Below are 15,640 nucleotides of genomic sequence, written 5' to 3'. Positions count from 1 at the left end.
CCACCGGGGAGTGGTATGGGGACCGTCACGCGCTTCGATCCCGTCGCCGAGCACGAGCGGACCAGGGCCGCCCTGGCCGGAGCCGTACCGCGTCTGGTGCGCCTGGTGCGCGACGCCCCCGACCCGGACGCGGGCTCCGGGGTACCGGCCTGGACGGTGGGCGACGTCGGCGCCCACCTCGCGGCGGTGTACCTCGCCTTCCACTCCGCCGTCTCCGGCGACGGGTTCCTGGACCGGCACGACGTCGTGCCGGCCGGCGACCTGTCGTTCACCGACCGGATCACGGCCGTGAACGCCCGGTCCGTGGAGCTCTTCCGCGGGCTCACGGGCGGTGCGTGCGCCGACTTCCTCGCGGAGCGGGGTGCCGTGTTCCTCCGGGACACCGAGGGTCTCGCACCCGACACCCCCGTCGCCGTGCCCTGGTACGGCGAGGGCGCGACGCTCGACCTCTCGGTGGTGACCGGCCTGATGCTCAGTGAGAGCCTCGTTCACGGTCTCGACATCGCGCGCGGCGCGGGGCTGCCGTGGCCGATCGGCGCGGAGGAGGCCGCACTGGTGATCGGGCAGGTCATGCCGGCGCTGATGACCCTGGCCGTGGACGAGAAGCGGGCCCGGGGCGTGCGCGTCGCCTTCGACCTCGTCGTCAGAGGCGGCCCGCGGCTCGCCGTCGTCGTCGAGGACGGGACGGCGACCGTGACCCGTGACGCGCCGCCGCGCGCCTACGACTGCCGGATCACGGCGGAGCCGAGGACGTTCCTGCTCGTCGCCTTCCGGCGCGTGCCGGTGTGGAAGGCGATCGCACGGGGTGGCATGCGGGCGGGCGGCCGCAGGCCCTGGCTCGCCCCCCCGGCTCGGCGTGCTCGTCTCCGCCCCCTGACCCGGCCTGGGTGATGGACCGTCAGGTGGCGGGCGTTTCCGGCCCGGGGGAGGTCGCCGGCGTCACCGACGGGCCGCGGCGGAGCTGATGGGCGCGGGCGGCGAGGTCTCCGGGGCCCCGGCGCTCGGCGAGCCGGGCCGACACGCGCTCCCGGACCTCCGGCGGCTTGTTGCCGGCGTACTTGAACTTCGCCCGGACCCCGGTCACTTCCAGGCGCAGCCCGCGGATGCCCGGCAGCATGCGGCCGAAGGGCGCCTCGCCCGGAACGGCCGGCATCGTGCCGCCGTCCGGCTGGAAGTGGGCCACCTGCCGGTTGAGCAGCTCGGCCTTCTCGGCCGGGTCGTCCACCACGTGCGCCGTGCAGCGCAGTTGGACGGCGGCGTAGTACGAGGTCGGAGTGCCGTGTTCGGGCGGCGCGCCCTCGGGGGCGGTCCAGGGGCCGGGCACGTACACGTAGTCGTCCACGACGCTGAGCAGGACCACCGGGTGTGCCTCCAGGGCGTGCCACAGCGGGTTGGGGCGGGCGAGGTGGGTGACGGCCTCGCCGTACGGGCCCGGCTCGGCGTCGTACCGGAAGTGCAGGGGCTGCACCCACGGCGGTTCACCGGGGAGGCCGTTCACGGCGAGCTGCCCGAAGTCGTGGCGGGAGAGCCAGTCACGCCACTCGCCCTCGTCGTGGGCGGCGTCCCAGGGGTGGATCAGCACGACGGGGTCTCCTCGGGGCGCGGCCGGACGAGCGCGGCGAGGTAGCCGGGCAGGGCGACGGACGGGTCGAGGTCGGCGGCCGGCTCGGGGGTGCCGTACCCCCTGCGGACCGGGACGACGCCGGTCCAGTGGGGGAGGCCGAGGTCCTCGGGGTCGTCGTTGGGGCCGCCGGTGCGGACCTTCGCGGAGACCTCCGCGAGGTCGAGGCGGAGGACGGCGGTGGCGGCGAGTTCCTTGGCGTTCGCGGGGCGCGCGTCGCGCGAGCGGCCGGGCACGACCTGGTCCACCAGGGCGTCGAGGGCGGTGCGCACCTCCTCCGGGTCGGTGACCTGGTGGGCGGTGCCGTGCACGACGACCGAGCGGTAGTTGAGGGAGTGGTGGAAGGCGGAGCGGGCGAGCACCAGGCCGTCGACGTGGGTCACGGTCAGGCAGACGGGCAGACCGGGGGCGTCCTCGCCGCGGCCGGCGGCCCGCAGCGGGCGCGAGCCGGTGGAGCCGTGGACGTAGAGCCGGCCGCCGACCCGGCCGTAGAGCGTGGGGAGGACGACGGGGGCGCCGTCGCGGACGAAGCCGAGGTGGCAGACCGAGCCCTCGTCGAGTATCGCGTGGACGAGGTCCTTGTCGTACGAGGCGCGGTGGCGGGAGCGGGTCGGGACGGTCCGGCCGGTCGGCGGATAGGTGTCCGGCGTGGCACTCATTGTGCTCTCCATTGCACTAGTGCATAATGTGTTTTGTGCTAGGAGAATATCGGATCGAAGGCCGCCGCGCATCGGAGATCGCCGCCAGCGTGGAACGCGGAGTGGGAACGGGAGCGCTCGAACCGGGGCGGCTCCTGCCACCGCTCAGGGAGTTGGCGACGGAGCTCGGGGTGAACCCCAACACCGTCGCCGCCGCCTACCGCACCCTGCGCGAGCGCGGCGTCATCGAGACCGACGGCCGGCGCGGCAGCCGGGTCCGCCCCCGGCCCGCCACGACCGCGCGCGGCTCGATCCGGGTGGAGGCCCCGCCCGGTGTCCGGGACGTGAGCGACGGAAACCCCGACCCCGACCTGCTCCCGAGACTGGACGAGGCCCTCGCCGAGGTCGCCCGCCGCTACGCCGAGGCGCCCGGGGTGTACGGCCAGGCGCCGGTGGACGGGGAGTTCGCGGAGCTCGCCCGTGCCGCCTTCGACGCCGACGGGGTGCCGGCCGGTCCGGTCGGTGTCGCCTCCGGCTCCCTGGACGCCATCGAGAGGGTGCTCGCCGCCCGGCTGCGGCCCGGCGACGCCGTCGCCGTCGAGGACCCGGGGTGGGGCAGCCTGCTCGACCTCGTGCCGGCGCTCGGCCTGCGGCCGGTCCCCATGGCCCTGGACGACGAGGGTCCGCTGCCCGGGGAGGTCGAGCGGGCGATCGTCCGGGACGGGGCCCGCGCGGTCGTCGTCACCGACCGGGCGCAGAATCCGACCGGCGCCTGTGTCACCCGGGAACGCGCGCGGCACCTGCGGGCGGTGCTCGCCGCCCGGCCCGACGTGCTGCTGGTGGAGGACGACCACGGCCACGGCATCGTGGCGCAGCCGCTGCACCCGCTGGCGGGTGTCACCGACCACTGGGTGCTGGTCCGCTCGGTCGCCAAGGCCTACGGCCCGGACCTGCGGATCGCCGCCTTCACCGGGGACGCCGAGACCGTCGACCGGGTGCTGGGGCGCCAGCGCCTCGGTCCCGGCTGGGTGAGCCGACTGCTCCAGCGGACCGTCGCGCACCTCTGGACCACCGACGCCCTCGACCCGGCCCGCGTCGCCCGCTCGTACGGGGCGCGGCGCGACGGACTCGTCCGGGCCCTGGCCCGGCGGGGCGTCGAGGCGCACGGGCGCGGCGGCATGAACGTCTGGGTGCCGGTGGCCGACGAGACGGGCGCGGTGACGGCGCTCCTGGCCGCCGGCTGGGCGGTCGCCCCCGGGGCGCGCTTCCGCCTCGCGACCGGGCCGGCCGTCCGGCTCACCGTCTCGCGGCTCGCCCCCCGGGACATCGAGCCCCTGGCCGAGGCCGTGGCCCGCGCGGCGGGGCCGGCGCAGGCCAGGAGTTACGGGTAGGGCGCGTCCGCCCGACGGCCGCGAGCGGCCCCGCCGCGCGGGCGGGGCCGCTCGGTGCGGTGCTGGCGGCGGTGAGGGGGGCCGGGCTGCCCGTCCGGCTTCGTACCGGCGGCCGGTTCCTGGGCGCACACCTGCCAGTTCGGGCCATCCGCCGGGGCGGGCATCGGTGGCGGTGAGGCTCGTGGCGGGGTCCAGGGACTGGCGGGCGCTCGTGATGACGGGCCTCACGTGATGACGGGCCTCACGTGCGGACGGCCTCCGGGCGGGTCGCCACCCCCGGCGGGGCGGCGTGTCCGGCCGGCGGCTCGGCGGCCGGACGCGGGGCGGTGGGGGAGCGGCGGGTCTGCGTCAGGGCCGCGCCCGCGAGCACCACGAGCGCGCCGACCGGCGTGTTCCAGCTGAGCCGCTCGTCCAGGAGCGCGACTCCCGCCGCCGTGGCGATGACCGGGATGAAGTACGTGACCATGGAGGCGGTCGTCGGTCCCACCTCCGCCACGACGCCGTACTGGAGGAGCATCGCGTACCCCGTGCCGAGGGCGCCGAGCGCGATCACCGCCAGCAGCGGCACGATCTCGACCGACTCCGGTACGGAGGTGAACAGCGGTGTCACCAGGGCCAGTTGCACGGTTGCGACGCCCACCTGCGAGGCCGCCAGGGACAGATGCGAGGTGCCGGTGCCGCTCAGGGTCCTGCGCACGTAGATCCAGCCCACCGCGTAGCTGAAGGAGGCGAGCAGGGCCAGCGCCGTGCCGGTCACGTCCAGGCCCGAGAAGCCCTGCCAGGCCCCGAGCACCGTGAGCACCCCCATGAAACCGATGCCGAGCCCCGCCGCCCGCACCCGCGTGGGGCGGTCCTCGGAGAGCGCCACCAGCGACAGCGCCATGCCCCACAGGGGCGTCGTCGCGTTGCAGATACCCGCCAGGGTCGAAGGGATCGACAGCTCCGCGTACGCGAACAGCGAGAACGGCAGGGCGTTGAGGAGGAACGCCGCCACCGTCAGATGGCCCCAGACGCGGGCACCGCGCGGCAGCCGGTCCCGCTTCACGACGAGAGCGACGGCCAGCACCGCCGTACCGAACAGCAGGCGGCCGAAGGTCACCTGGAACGGTGCGAAGCCCTCGGTCCCCACCTTGATGAGGAGGAAGCTGAAGCCCCAGATCAGGGCCAGCGCGCCGAAACGGACACGCCAGTCCAGCAAGGGGGACGGTCGTCCGGGGGTGGCGGGGGAAGGCGGGGTGCGGGTGGCTGCGGGGCTCATGCCCCACAGCGTGACCGGCCCCCACGTCTTAGAACAAGCGAGAATTCTTCGACCCCTTGTCTTAGGATCGCTTACATGTTGAATCTGGAGCGCCTGCGCACCCTCGACGCCGTGGCACGGCACGGCTCGGTCAGCGGCGCGGCCGAGGGCCTGCACGTCACCACCTCCGCCGTCTCCCAGCAACTCTCCAAGCTCGAACGGGAGGTGGGGCAGCGGCTCCTCGCCAAGAACGGGCGGGGTGTCCGGCTCACCGACGCCGGGTTCCTGCTCGCCGAGCACGCGGCCGCCATCCTCGCCCAGGTCCAGCGCGCCCAGGCCGACATCGAGGCCCAGCGCGGCCAGGTGGTCGGCGAGGTCCGGCTCGCCGCCTTCCCGACGGCCGCGCGCGGACTGTTCCCCGGCGCGCTCACCGCCCTCCGCGCCGGCCACCCGGACCTGCGCGTGCGAACCACCGAGATGGAGCCGGAGCCGGGCGTGCGCGCGGTGCTGCGCGGCGACGCGGACCTGGCGATCGTCCTGGACTGGAGCAACAAGCGCGCCCCGGTGCCCGGCGGCCTGGAGCGGGCGCACCTCCTGGACGACAGCGCCGACGTCGCCCTGCCCGCCGGGCACCGGTTCGCCGGGCGCGAGGCGGTGGACCTCGCGGACTTCGCCGACGAGGAGTGGGTGTCCTGGCCGGAGGGCGAGTTCTGCCACGACTGGCTGATGTTCACCCTCCGCTCGCAGGGCATCGAACCCCGCCTCGGCCACTTCGCGGGCGAACACCACACCCAACTGGCCCTGGTCGCCGCCGGGTTCGGCGTGTGTGTGACTCCCAGGCTCGGCCGGCCCCAGCCGGAGGGCGTCGTGTTCGTGCCCGTACGGCAGCAGGTGCGGCGGCACATCTACGCCACCTGGCGCGGGGACGCCGGCCGGCGTCCCTCGGTCCGGGCGGTCGTGGAGGCGCTGCGGGCCGCCGCCGAACCCCTCGGCGGCTGAGCGGCGGTCCACGGGACCGGTCCCGGGGAGAGATCCTTCCGGCCGGAGCCCCCGGCGCGGACGCGGGACCCCCGGCCTCCTCAGCCGAAGCTGATCTCCTCCCCGACGACCTGGATCGGCATCGGCGGCAGGGGCTCCTTGGCCGGCCCCGACGTCACGCTGCCGTCCGACAGGTCGAAGCGGCTCTGGTGGCAGGGGCACACGATCGCCCCCGCCTCCACGCGGCCGACGGTGCATCCCGCGTGGGGGCAGGTGGAGGAGAAGGCCTTGAACTCGCCCGGCTTCGGCTGGGTGATCACCACCCCGTGTCCGGCCACGACCTTCCCGCCGCCGACCGGGACCTCCCCAACCGTGGCGAGGACGGCGCCCTCGCCCCCGCCGTCCGTCTTCCCGTCCGGTTCCCGCCGCTCGCCCGTTCCGCCGCCGCAGGCGGCGAGCGCCGCCGCCAGACCCGCGCCACCCGCCGCCGAGACCACCGTCCGGCGCGCCACTCCGCTCATGCCGCTTCCCTTCCCCGGGGACATTGCCGGATCCGACGGTACGGCTCCGAGGTACGGCCCGTGCGCGGTACGGGCACTTCGCCACCCCGGCCGTTCGCGTGAGGGTGCCGGTCCGGCGGGACCGGCACCGTTTCCGGGCGCCCGGAGCGGACAGTCGCCCCCCATGATGAAGACAACGACCACACCGGCCTCCCGGGCCCGCCCCGGCAGCACCGGCCCCCGGCACGCGACCGTCGCCCGCGCCCAGGGCCTGTTCAACATCGTCGGCGGCGCGTGGCCGCTGCTCTCGCTGCGGACGTTCGAGTGGGTGTACGGGCCGAAGGCCGACGACTGGCTGCAGAAGACCAGTGGCGGCCTGCTGGCCTCGGCGGGCTGGAGCATGCTGCGGGCCGCGAACGACCCCGAGGGCCTGCGGCACGCACGCAGGGTGGGCATCGGCACGGCCCTCACCTTCCTGGCCGTCGACCTCGTGTACGTCCCCCGGGGCAGGATCCGCCCGACCTACCTGATGGACGCGGCGAAGGAGATCGCCTGGCTCGTGGCCTGGTGGCGGGCGGGCCCGCTGCCCCCGCGCGCGGTCTCCGGCCCCGGCGCACCCCGCCGGGCGGGCACCGGCCGGCGCCCCGCGTGGCTCCGTACGCTCCCCGGCGGGCGGTGAGCCGTGCGCGCCCCGGCCTCTTCGCTCCCCGGTCTCGCCGCCCGCCTCGCACACGCGGTCGCCCGGCGGCGGCACGCCCCCGCCCTCCATCCGCACGGGGTCCGGGCCACCGGTGTCCTGCGCGTCCGCCCGGCCGGCGTCCGGTGGGGCGTCCCGTGGCTCGACGAGCCGGCCGACCACCCGGTGCGGCTGCGCTGGTCCCGCGCGCTCGGCCTGCCCGCCGGGCTGCCCGACGGCCTGGGGATCGCCCTGCGGGTCCCCGACGCGGGCGGCCCCGGACAACCGCTGGACCTGCTGTTCACCAGCAGCGGCAGCGGCCGCTGGACCCGGCACCTGCCGCTGCCGCGCCGCGACGCGCTGGCCGGTCCCTGCTCGACGCTCCTCTCCTACCGGCTCGGCGACCGGACGGCCGTCCTGGCCCTCCGTCCCCTGCCCGGCCCCGATCTCAGGGTCCCCGGGACCCTCGCCGGGCTCCGCGCGGCACTGCGCGCCGGCCCCCTGACCTTCGCGCTGTGCGCGGTGGGGCCGCGGAACACCTGGCACGTGCTGGGGACGCTCACCACCGGAACGCCGCAGGAGGGACCGCCCGAGGCCACCGACGCCTACGACCCGTACCTGCACCGCCTGCCCGGCCTGCGCCCGACCTCCCGCCTCGCCCGGCTGCGCGAGGCCGCCTACGCCGCCTCGCGCACGGGCAGAGGGGCCACGGCCCGATGACGGCGGTCCGCGCGCATCGGCGGACCGATTCCGGGCAGCCGCCGCCAGAGAGCGGAGCCGTCCCCTCCGCGCCGTTGGACGACTGGGCCCCCGGAGGGCCCCGGGAACAGAGGAGGAACCGTCATGGCGGATGTCAGCCCCATCGACGTGCAGAAGGCCCTCAAGGGGGCCGAGTACCCGGCGAGCGGTGACGACCTGGTCTCCGTGGCCAGGAAGAACGGTGCCGACGACGCCGTCGTGAGGAAGCTGGAGGACTCGGGGTCGAAGCGGTACGACGGCCCCGACGACGTCCAGAAGTCGGTCTTCGGAGGCGGCTCCTAGCCGGCCCCCGGCACGGACACGGGCCGTGCGGCCCGCCCCGCGCGCCCCGGCGACCGCCCGGGGCGCGCGGACGTGTGTACCCGCACCCTGGGAAGCCGCCGTCCCGGCGCGGCCCGCCCCGCCCGTACAGGAGCCGTCAAGACGGCCGGGGCCCGCGTCAGAGGAGCGTCAACGGAGCCCGCGGGCGGGCCGGGCGGGGGTTTTCCTCGTACGGGTCCCCCCGGCGCCCCGCTTCCCCGCGGGCCGGGGCGGACCCTTCGTACCGTCTTCGACCTCCGGGAGCTCACGATGGCCGACGTGGCCTTCGTCCTCATGACCCTCGCGGTCTTCGCGCTGGTGGCCCTGACCGCCAAGGGGGTGGCCGGGCAGTGACCGCAGAGAACGTCGTCGGTCTGCTCGTGGCCGCCGCCCTCGTGGGATATCTCGTCCTCGCCCTCCTCAAGCCGGAGAGGTTCTGAGGCCGTACATGAGTCCCGTTCTCGCTGGAATCCTCCAGCTCCTCGCGCTGGTCGTGGCCCTCGGTCTGGCATACCGGCCCCTGGGCGACCACATGGCCCGCGTCTACACCTCCTCCCGGCACCTGCGCGCCGAGCGGTGGATCTACCGGGCGATCGGCGCCGACCCCGACACGGAGATGCGCTGGCCCGCCTACCTGCGCGGGGTGCTCGCCTTCTCGGCGGCCGGCGTGCTGTTCCTGTACCTGCTCCAGCGGCTCCAGGGCTCGCTGCCCGGCTCCCTCGGCTTCGTGTCGATCGACCCGGACCAGGCGTTCAACACGGCCGCGTCCTTCGTCTCCAACACCAACTGGCAGTCGTACGCGGGCGAGCAGGCCATGGGCCACCTCGTGCAGACCGGCGGCCTGGCGGTGCAGAACTTCGTCTCGGCCGCGGTGGGCATGGCGGTCGCGGTCGCGTTCGTCCGCGGCTTCGCCCGCTCCCGTACGGGTGAGCTGGGCAACTTCTGGGCCGATCTGGTCCGGGGCGTGACCCGCGTCCTGCTGCCGCTGTCCGTGGCCGGCGCGCTCGTCCTGGTCGCCTGCGGCACGATCCAGAACTTCTCCGGCATCCACGAGGTCGGCCGCTTCCTCGGCGGCACCCAGCAGTGGAACGGAGGCGCGGTCGCCTCCCAGGAGGCGATCAAGAACCTGGGCACCAACGGCGGCGGCTACTTCAACGCCAACTCCGCCCACCCCTTCGAGAATCCGAACCCGGTCTCCAACCTCTTCCAGATCTTCCTGATCCTCCTCGTCCCCGTCGCGCTGACCCGGACCTTCGGCCGGATGGTCGGCTCGGTACGGCAGGGGTACGCGATCCTCGCCACGATGGGCGTCATCTGGCTGGTCCTCACCGCCCTCATGCTGGCCACCGAGTTCGCGGGCCGGGGTCCCGCCTTCGAGCTCGCGGGCGGGGCCATGGAAGGCAAGGAGACCCGGTTCGGCATCGCCGGTTCCTCGCTCTTCGCGGTGGCCACCACGCTCACGTCGACCGGCGCCGTCAACTCCTTCCACTCCTCCTTCACCGGCTTCGGCGGCGGGATCGCGATGCTGGGCATGCAGCTCGGCGAGATCGCCCCCGGCGGGGTGGGCTCCGGCCTCTACGGCATGCTGATCATGGCGGTCGTCGCCGTCTTCCTCGCCGGACTGATGGTCGGCCGCACGCCCGAGTACCTGGGCAGGAAGATCGGCAGCCGCGAGATCACCCACGCCGCCTGCTACCTCCTGGTCACGCCCGCGCTGGTGCTCGGCCTGACCGCGGCCTCGGTCTCCCTCGACGGCCCGGCGGGGGCCACGACGAACTCCGGGGCCCACGGGTTCTCCGAGATCCTCTACGCCTACACCTCCGCCGCCCAGAACAACGGCTCCGCCTTCGCCGGTCTGAACGCGGACACCCCCTGGTTCAACACCACCCTCGGGATCGCGATGCTGCTCGGCCGCTTCCTGCCCATGGTGTTCGTGCTCGCCCTCGCCGGCTCACTGGCCCGGCAGGTGCCCGTGCCCGCGACCGCGGGCACCCTGCGCACCGAGAAGCCGTTGTTCTCCGGTCTCCTCGCCGGCACCGTCGCGATCGTCGCCGGTCTCACCTACTTCCCGGCCCTCGCCCTGGGCCCGCTCGCCGAAGGGCTCGCAGCATGAGCACCACCACACGCACACCCGCCTCCCCGCCGGTCCCCGCACCGGCCCCCACCCCCGAGCAGGTGTCCGGCACCCGCCGTCTGCTCGCCGCGCTGCCGGACGCGGCGCGCAAGCTCGACCCCCGGGTCATGGTCAGAACGCCCGTGATGTTCGTGGTGCTCGTCGGCTCGGTCTTCACCACCGTCCTCGCGCTCCGCGAGCCGGGTGACCTCTTCGGCTGGGCGATCGCCGGCTGGCTGTGGCTCACCACGCTCTTCGCCAACCTCGCGGAGGCCGTGGCCGAAGGGCGGGGCAAGGCCCAGGCCGACACCCTCCGCAGGGCCAGGACGGGCACGGTCGCCCGCCGGCTGACACCGGGGGGAACGGAGGAGAAGGTGCCCGGCACCGAGCTGCGCGTCGGTGACCGCGTGGTCTGCGAGGCCGGGGACGTCATACCCGGTGACGGTGACGTCGTGGAAGGCGTCGCCTCCGTCGACGAGTCCGCCGTCACCGGGGAGTCGGCGCCCGTCATCCGCGAGTCGGGCGGTGACCGCTCGGCGGTCACCGGCGGGACGAGGGTGCTGTCCGACCGGATCGTCGTCACGATCACCGCCAGGCCCGGAGAGACCTTCATCGACCGCATGATCCGCCTCGTCGAGGGCGCCGACCGGCAGAAGACCCCGAACGAGATCGCCCTCACCATCCTGCTGGCCTCGCTCACCCTCGTCTTCCTGCTCGCCGTCGTCACCCTCAAGCCCTTCGCGATGTACGCGGGCGCCGACGGACAGACGTCCCTCGTCGTGCTGACCGCCCTCCTCGTGTGCCTCATCCCGACGACGATCGGCGCCCTGCTCTCCGCGATCGGCATCGCGGGCATGGACCGGCTCGTCCGGCGCAACGTCCTGGCCCGGTCCGGCCGGGCCGTCGAGGCGGCCGGGGACGTCTCCACCCTCCTCCTGGACAAGACGGGCACCATCACGCTCGGCAACCGGCGGGCCGCCGCCTTCCTGCCCGTGCCCGGGGTGACGGAGGCGGAGGTCGCCGAGGCCGCACAGCTGTCCTCGCTCGCGGACGAGACCCCCGAAGGCCGCTCGATCGTGGCCCTCGCCCACGGGACGTACCGGGTGAGCGAGCGCCACCCGGACGAACTCCCGCACGCGACCTGGATCGCGTTCTCCGCCCGGACCCGCATGTCGGGCGTGGACGACGGCGGGCGCCGGATCCGCAAGGGCGCCGCCGGTTCCGTCCTCGCCTGGGTGGAGGAGCACGGCGGCACCGTCCCCGATGACGCCCGTGAGCTCACCGACCGCATCGCCGCGGCCGGCGGCACCCCGCTCCTCGTCGCCGTCGAGGACACCGGCCGTGCCCGCGTCCTGGGTGTGATCCACCTCAAGGACGTCGTGAAGGACGGCATGCGGGCCCGGTTCGCGGAACTGCGCCGCATGGGCATCAGAACCGTCATGATCACCGGTGACAACCCGCTCACCGCCAAGGCCATCGCCGAGGAGGCGGGTGTCGACGACTACCTCGCCGAGGCCACCCCCGAGGACAAACTCGCGCTCATCAAGCGCGAGCAGGCCGGCGGCAAGCTCGTCGCGATGACCGGCGACGGGACGAACGACGCCCCCGCGCTCGCCCAGGCCGACGTCGGCGTCGCCATGAACACGGGCACGTCGGCCGCCAAGGAGGCCGGCAACATGGTCGACCTCGACTCCGACCCGACCAAACTCATCGAGATCGTCGAGATCGGCAAACAGCTCCTCATCACCCGCGGGGCCCTGACCACCTTCTCCCTCGCCAACGACGTGGCGAAGTACTTCGCCGTCATCCCCGCCCTGTTCGCGGCGGCGTACCCGTCGCTGGACCGGCTCAACGTCATGCGCCTGGCCTCGCCCGAGTCGGCGATCCTCTCCGCCGTCATCTTCAACGCGCTGATCATCCTGGCCCTCGTGCCGCTCGCCCTGCGGGGCGTGCGCCACCGGGCCGCGGGCGCCGACGCCCTGCTCCGCCGCAATCTCGGCCTCTACGGCCTCGGCGGCCTGATCGCCCCCTTCATCGGCATCAAACTCATCGACCTGCTCCTCTCCCTCCTCCCCGGAATCGGCTGACCGCATGAAGAACTCCGCAGGAAGCGCCGGGCGGCTGCTCGGCGCCGGACTCCGCGCGCTCCTCGCCCTGACCGTCCTGTGCGGCGTGCTCCACCCCCTCGCCGTCACCGGCCTCGCCCAGGCCGTCTTCCCCTCCCGGGCCAACGGCTCCGAGATCACCGACGCCGGCGGCCGGACCGTCGGCTCCGCCCTCGTCGGACAGCGCTACGACCTGCCCCTGGCGGCGGGTGAGAAGACGGCCGCCCCGGACCTGAGGTGGTTCCAGCCGCGCCCCTCCCGGGGCCTCGGCGCCAACAGCGTCAACACCCGCCACAGCCTGCTGGTGTCCGGCGCCACCAACCGTTCGGGCGACAACGCCGAGCTGATCCGGTGGGTGACGGAGGCCAGGGCCGCGGTGGTACGGGACAACTCCACGCCCACCCACCCGGTACGGCTCTCCGACGTGCCCCCGGACGCCGTCACCTCCTCGGGCTCGGGCCTCGACCCGCACATCTCCCCGGAGTACGCGCGCCTCCAGGTCCACCGTGTCGCCGAGCGCAACCACCTGCCGGCGGGGAAGGTCGAGGCCCTCGTCGCCGGCCACACCGAGGGCCGGGTCCTGGGCTTCCTCGGCGAACCCCGCGTCAACGTCCTGAAGTTGAACATCGCCCTCAGGGCGATGACGGACGGCGACCGGTCGCCCTCACGTCCCTGACCCGCCACCGGGCCGTCATTCGGGCCGTGTCCCGGGCCGGGGGAGGGGCGGCGGCACGGAGACGGCTACGGCGGCCGCGAATCCGGGCGGGACGGGGACGTCGGCCACGGACCAGCCAGGTACGGAGGCCGGTACCGGTCCCGTCCCCGCGTACATCCGGTCCACCCCGCCCGCGAGGCCCGTGCCCGTCCCCTTCAGATACGCCTCCTTGCGCGCCCAGCAGCGGGCGAAGGCCGCCGGCCGCTCCTCCGGCGGCAGGGCCGCCAACTCGACGCCCTCCGACGGATGCAGGCTTCCCGCCACCGCGTTGGCCACCGACACCGCGGGCCGCGCCTCGACGTCCACGCCCAGCGGCCGGGCGGCCAGCCCGAGCAGCACGAGATCCCCGCTGTGCGAGAGCGAGAAATGAACGGCGGCGCCCCGCACGGCCGGACGGCCGTGCGGGGCGCCGCAGAGCGGACAGGGCTCCCGGACGAGGACGACCTCCTCCGGCCGGACGTCCAGGAAGCGGCCGAGCAGCCGGCGCAGGGCGCCGTGCGCGGCGAGATACCGGGCCCGGTCCTCCTCGCGTACGAACGCGTTCCAGCGGGCCCGTTCCCCGGCGTCGAGCAGCTCGTACGCTCCGGGGTCCGGTGCCACCCGGACCAGCCAGAGCGAGGCCGCCGTGCCGTTGGCGACCGGTGGAACGTCCACGTCCGGCGTCTCGCCGGCACGGAGGCCGCGCACGGGCAGCAGCGCGATGGTCATGCCACCCAGTCTGCCGGGCCGGCCGGCGGACCGTCAGAGCAGATCGCGCCGCTCGTTCTCCGTGACCGTCGGGGCGACGGGCGGGACCACCATCCGGCGGCGCCGCAGGATGCTCGTGTAGACCGCGGTCCCGATGATGCCGACCGCCATCAGGATCAGACCCACCAGATCGAGGTTGACTCCGTCGAGCTCCCAGTCCGCCGCGAAGGTGAGTATGGCCCCGACCGCGATCAGGATGATGCACAGTCCCAGACCCATGGTGTTCCTCCTCGGGGGTTGATGTGCATCGGGTACCCCCGACCCCGCGGCCCATGCCCTCCGGAGCGCGGTCGCCGCCGCCCGACGCCCCGTCAACCGCGCGGCGGGCCCGCCGTCCAGACCGTCCCCCGCGCCTCGTACTCCAGCATCGCCTCCAGACCGAGCGCCGCGTCGACGCCCAGCTCCCGGCGGACCAGCCACAGCGCCAGGTCGAGGCCGGACGTGACGCCCCCGGCCGTCACCAGGTCCCCGTCGTCCACCACCCTCGCCCGCTTCAGCACCCCGCCCTGGCGCTCCAGGTCGGCGCGGGCCCGGTGGTGGGTCGTGCAGGGCCGGCCACGCGTCACCCCGGCGGCCGAGAGCAGCATGACGCCGGTGCACAGCGCGGCGATCGTCAGGCCGGGACGGCGGGCCTCGGCCAGGGCGCGCGGCAGGGCGCCACGCCGGATCTCGGCCCACACCCCCGGGTCGTCCCGCCGGGCGTAACCGCCGCCCGGCACCACGAGGAGGTCCGCCTCGCCGGGAGCCCAGCCGTGCTCCACGCGGAGGGTGGTCCCGAAGGCGGCGGTGATCGTCCCCGGTCCGTCCAGGGTGACGTACCGGACGTCCACCGCGCGGTCGGTGAAGAAGTCCGAGGCGGAGAACACCTCGTACGGGGCGGCGAGGTCCAGCTCCTCCACGCCGGGGAAGAGGACCACCTGGACGCGCAGCGGATCCCCCGCGCCGGGGGCGGGGGAGGGGGCGGTGCCGCTCGCGGCGGCCGGGGCGGCGGTGATGCCGGTCGCGAGGCCGGCGGCGCCGAGGGCGGTCGCGGTGCGCAGCAGGGTACGTCGGTTCACGCGGGTCACCTCTGAAGGTCGGTAGGGGTACGGGGTGCGGCGAAGGGGCGGCTCACGCGGTGTTCACCGTGCCGCGGCGCTCGTACTCGAGGACCTCCTCCGCGAACAGGGCGGTGTCCGGGCCGAGGAAGCGCTCGACGAGCCAGATGCCCAGGTCGATGCCGGAGGTGACGCCTCCGCAGGTCACCAGGTCGCCGTCGTCCACGACCCGGCCCGCGACCACGCGTCCGCCCTGCGCCCGCAGGTCCGCCAGGGCGATGTGGTGCGTGGTGCAGCGGCGCCCGGTGGTCAGACCGGCGGCGGAGAGCAGCATGGTGCCCGAGCAGACCGCCGCCATGACCAGGCCGTCCCGGCGGGCCGAGGCGAGGGCGCGGGGCAGGGTGCCGCGCGTGATCTCCCGCTGGAGGCCGGACCCCTCGCCGTACCCGCCGCCGGGGACGATGATCACGTCGGCGGAGCGCGGGGACCAGGCGTCCCGGCAGAGGATCTCCATGCCGGCGGAGGTCGTCACCCGGCGCGAGCCGCCGACGGTGACGAAGGACTGCGCGAGACGCTCCTCGCCGACGATGCCGAAGACCTCGATGTGACCGGCGAAGTCCTGCTCCTCGACGCCGTCGTAGAGGACGGTGTGCACACGCAGCGGGCGTCCGGCGCGGGGCGGCGGCGGGGTGCGAGAGGGCATGACGAACCTCCGGGAGGACGGTGCGAAGTGGGAACGCGTCCAGTCTTCCGGGGCGCGGCGGGCGCCGACACCGGCGCTCGTGCCCCTGGTGCGGAAGATACGGCCAGGGGCACGGGCGCC

At 74.8% G+C, this 15,640-nt stretch carries 18 protein-coding genes; 10 read left to right on the top strand and 8 right to left on the bottom strand.

The window, feature by feature from the left end; translation table 11 throughout:
• Positions 1 to 15 precede the first annotated feature (15 nt).
• Positions 16 to 891, top strand: a complete 876-nt coding sequence (locus tag ACFY60_RS16670; protein WP_388614660.1) for a maleylpyruvate isomerase N-terminal domain-containing protein — start codon at positions 16 to 18, stop codon at positions 889 to 891.
• A gap of 7 nt (positions 892 to 898) precedes the next feature.
• Here ACFY60_RS16670 and ACFY60_RS16665 read toward each other — a convergent pair whose 3' ends face one another.
• Both ACFY60_RS16665 and ACFY60_RS16660 read right to left on the bottom strand, forming a co-directional pair.
• Positions 899 to 1,582, bottom strand: a complete 684-nt coding sequence (locus ACFY60_RS16665; RefSeq protein ID WP_388614657.1) for an FMN-binding negative transcriptional regulator — start codon at positions 1,580 to 1,582, stop codon at positions 899 to 901.
• The gene (locus tag ACFY60_RS16660) at positions 1,576 to 2,280 is read right to left on the bottom strand and encodes a pyridoxamine 5'-phosphate oxidase family protein (protein WP_388614656.1); all 705 of its coding nucleotides are present in this window, start codon (positions 2,278 to 2,280) and stop codon (positions 1,576 to 1,578) included. The genes ACFY60_RS16665 and ACFY60_RS16660 overlap by 7 nt, the downstream gene beginning before the upstream one ends.
• Before the next feature lie 35 nt (positions 2,281 to 2,315).
• On the opposite strand from ACFY60_RS16660, the gene ACFY60_RS16655 reads away from it, so the two are divergent.
• Positions 2,316 to 3,650 carry an aminotransferase class I/II-fold pyridoxal phosphate-dependent enzyme gene (locus tag ACFY60_RS16655; RefSeq protein ID WP_388614653.1) on the top strand — a complete coding sequence of 445 codons (1,335 nt, stop codon included), beginning with the start codon at positions 2,316 to 2,318 and terminating at the stop codon, positions 3,648 to 3,650.
• Between the two features lie 241 nt (positions 3,651 to 3,891).
• Here ACFY60_RS16655 and ACFY60_RS16650 read toward each other — a convergent pair whose 3' ends face one another.
• Positions 3,892 to 4,908 (bottom strand): DMT family transporter, encoded by a 1,017-nt coding sequence (locus tag ACFY60_RS16650; protein ID WP_388614650.1) that lies wholly within the window; start codon positions 4,906 to 4,908, stop codon positions 3,892 to 3,894.
• Positions 4,909 to 4,983: 75 nt separating this feature from the next.
• Here ACFY60_RS16650 and ACFY60_RS16645 point away from each other — a divergent pair, with 75 nt between their 5' ends.
• Positions 4,984 to 5,886: a LysR family transcriptional regulator gene (locus ACFY60_RS16645; protein ID WP_388614648.1), complete on the top strand. Its 903-nt coding sequence runs from the start codon at positions 4,984 to 4,986 to the stop codon at positions 5,884 to 5,886.
• A gap of 80 nt (positions 5,887 to 5,966) precedes the next feature.
• Here ACFY60_RS16645 and ACFY60_RS16640 read toward each other — a convergent pair whose 3' ends face one another.
• Entirely contained in the window at positions 5,967 to 6,386 is a 420-nt protein-coding gene (locus ACFY60_RS16640) for a Rieske (2Fe-2S) protein (RefSeq protein ID WP_388614645.1), read from the bottom strand.
• Positions 6,387 to 6,549: 163 nt separating this feature from the next.
• Between ACFY60_RS16640 and ACFY60_RS16635 the strand changes: the two genes are divergently transcribed.
• The 7 genes from ACFY60_RS16635 (at position 6,550) to ACFY60_RS16605 (ending at position 12,994) form a co-directional block, all read left to right on the top strand.
• Positions 6,550 to 7,044: a hypothetical protein gene (locus ACFY60_RS16635; protein WP_388614642.1), complete on the top strand. Its 495-nt coding sequence runs from the start codon at positions 6,550 to 6,552 to the stop codon at positions 7,042 to 7,044.
• Between the two features lie 3 nt (positions 7,045 to 7,047).
• Positions 7,048 to 7,761 (top strand): phosphodiesterase, encoded by a 714-nt coding sequence (locus ACFY60_RS16630; protein ID WP_388614641.1) that lies wholly within the window; start codon positions 7,048 to 7,050, stop codon positions 7,759 to 7,761.
• A 123-nt stretch (positions 7,762 to 7,884) separates the two neighbouring features.
• Positions 7,885 to 8,082 (top strand): DUF2795 domain-containing protein, encoded by a 198-nt coding sequence (locus ACFY60_RS16625; RefSeq protein ID WP_388614639.1) that lies wholly within the window; start codon positions 7,885 to 7,887, stop codon positions 8,080 to 8,082.
• Positions 8,083 to 8,450: 368 nt separating this feature from the next.
• On the top strand, positions 8,451 to 8,540 hold the full coding sequence (kdpF, locus tag ACFY60_RS16620; RefSeq protein WP_309053715.1) for a K(+)-transporting ATPase subunit F: 90 nt from the start codon (positions 8,451 to 8,453) through the stop codon (positions 8,538 to 8,540).
• An 8-nt stretch (positions 8,541 to 8,548) separates the two neighbouring features.
• The gene (gene kdpA / locus ACFY60_RS16615; RefSeq protein WP_388614636.1) at positions 8,549 to 10,213 is read left to right on the top strand and encodes a potassium-transporting ATPase subunit KdpA; all 1,665 of its coding nucleotides are present in this window, start codon (positions 8,549 to 8,551) and stop codon (positions 10,211 to 10,213) included.
• The gene (gene kdpB, locus ACFY60_RS16610; protein ID WP_388614633.1) at positions 10,210 to 12,300 is read left to right on the top strand and encodes a potassium-transporting ATPase subunit KdpB; all 2,091 of its coding nucleotides are present in this window, start codon (positions 10,210 to 10,212) and stop codon (positions 12,298 to 12,300) included. Before kdpA ends, kdpB begins: the two co-directional genes overlap by 4 nt.
• Before the next feature lie 4 nt (positions 12,301 to 12,304).
• On the top strand, positions 12,305 to 12,994 hold the full coding sequence (locus tag ACFY60_RS16605) for a potassium-transporting ATPase subunit C (protein WP_388614630.1): 690 nt from the start codon (positions 12,305 to 12,307) through the stop codon (positions 12,992 to 12,994).
• A gap of 15 nt (positions 12,995 to 13,009) precedes the next feature.
• Here the strand turns inward: ACFY60_RS16605 and ACFY60_RS16600 are convergent, their stop codons facing one another.
• The 4 genes from ACFY60_RS16600 to ACFY60_RS16585 all read right to left on the bottom strand — a co-directional run bounded on the left by ACFY60_RS16600 (position 13,010) and on the right by ACFY60_RS16585 (position 15,520).
• Positions 13,010 to 13,741, bottom strand: coding sequence for a 4'-phosphopantetheinyl transferase family protein (locus ACFY60_RS16600; RefSeq protein WP_388614627.1), 732 nt, complete (start codon positions 13,739 to 13,741; stop codon positions 13,010 to 13,012).
• Between the two features lie 33 nt (positions 13,742 to 13,774).
• Positions 13,775 to 13,999 carry a DUF6458 family protein gene (locus ACFY60_RS16595; RefSeq protein ID WP_388614624.1) on the bottom strand — a complete coding sequence of 75 codons (225 nt, stop codon included), beginning with the start codon at positions 13,997 to 13,999 and terminating at the stop codon, positions 13,775 to 13,777.
• Between the two features lie 92 nt (positions 14,000 to 14,091).
• A complete protein-coding gene (locus ACFY60_RS16590) occupies positions 14,092 to 14,838 on the bottom strand; it encodes a DJ-1/PfpI family protein (RefSeq protein WP_388614622.1) in 747 nt (248 codons plus the stop codon).
• A gap of 52 nt (positions 14,839 to 14,890) precedes the next feature.
• Positions 14,891 to 15,520 carry a DJ-1/PfpI family protein gene (locus ACFY60_RS16585; RefSeq protein ID WP_388614619.1) on the bottom strand — a complete coding sequence of 210 codons (630 nt, stop codon included), beginning with the start codon at positions 15,518 to 15,520 and terminating at the stop codon, positions 14,891 to 14,893.
• Positions 15,521 to 15,640 lie beyond the last annotated feature (120 nt).

The sequence above is a fragment of the Streptomyces sp. NPDC012827 genome (genome assembly GCF_042900905.1).
Taxonomy (GTDB): Bacteria; Actinomycetota; Actinomycetes; order Streptomycetales; family Streptomycetaceae; genus Streptomyces; species Streptomyces gulbargensis.
Note: the sequence above shows the minus strand (reverse complement) of the source record. Positions and strands in the feature narration are given on the sequence as shown.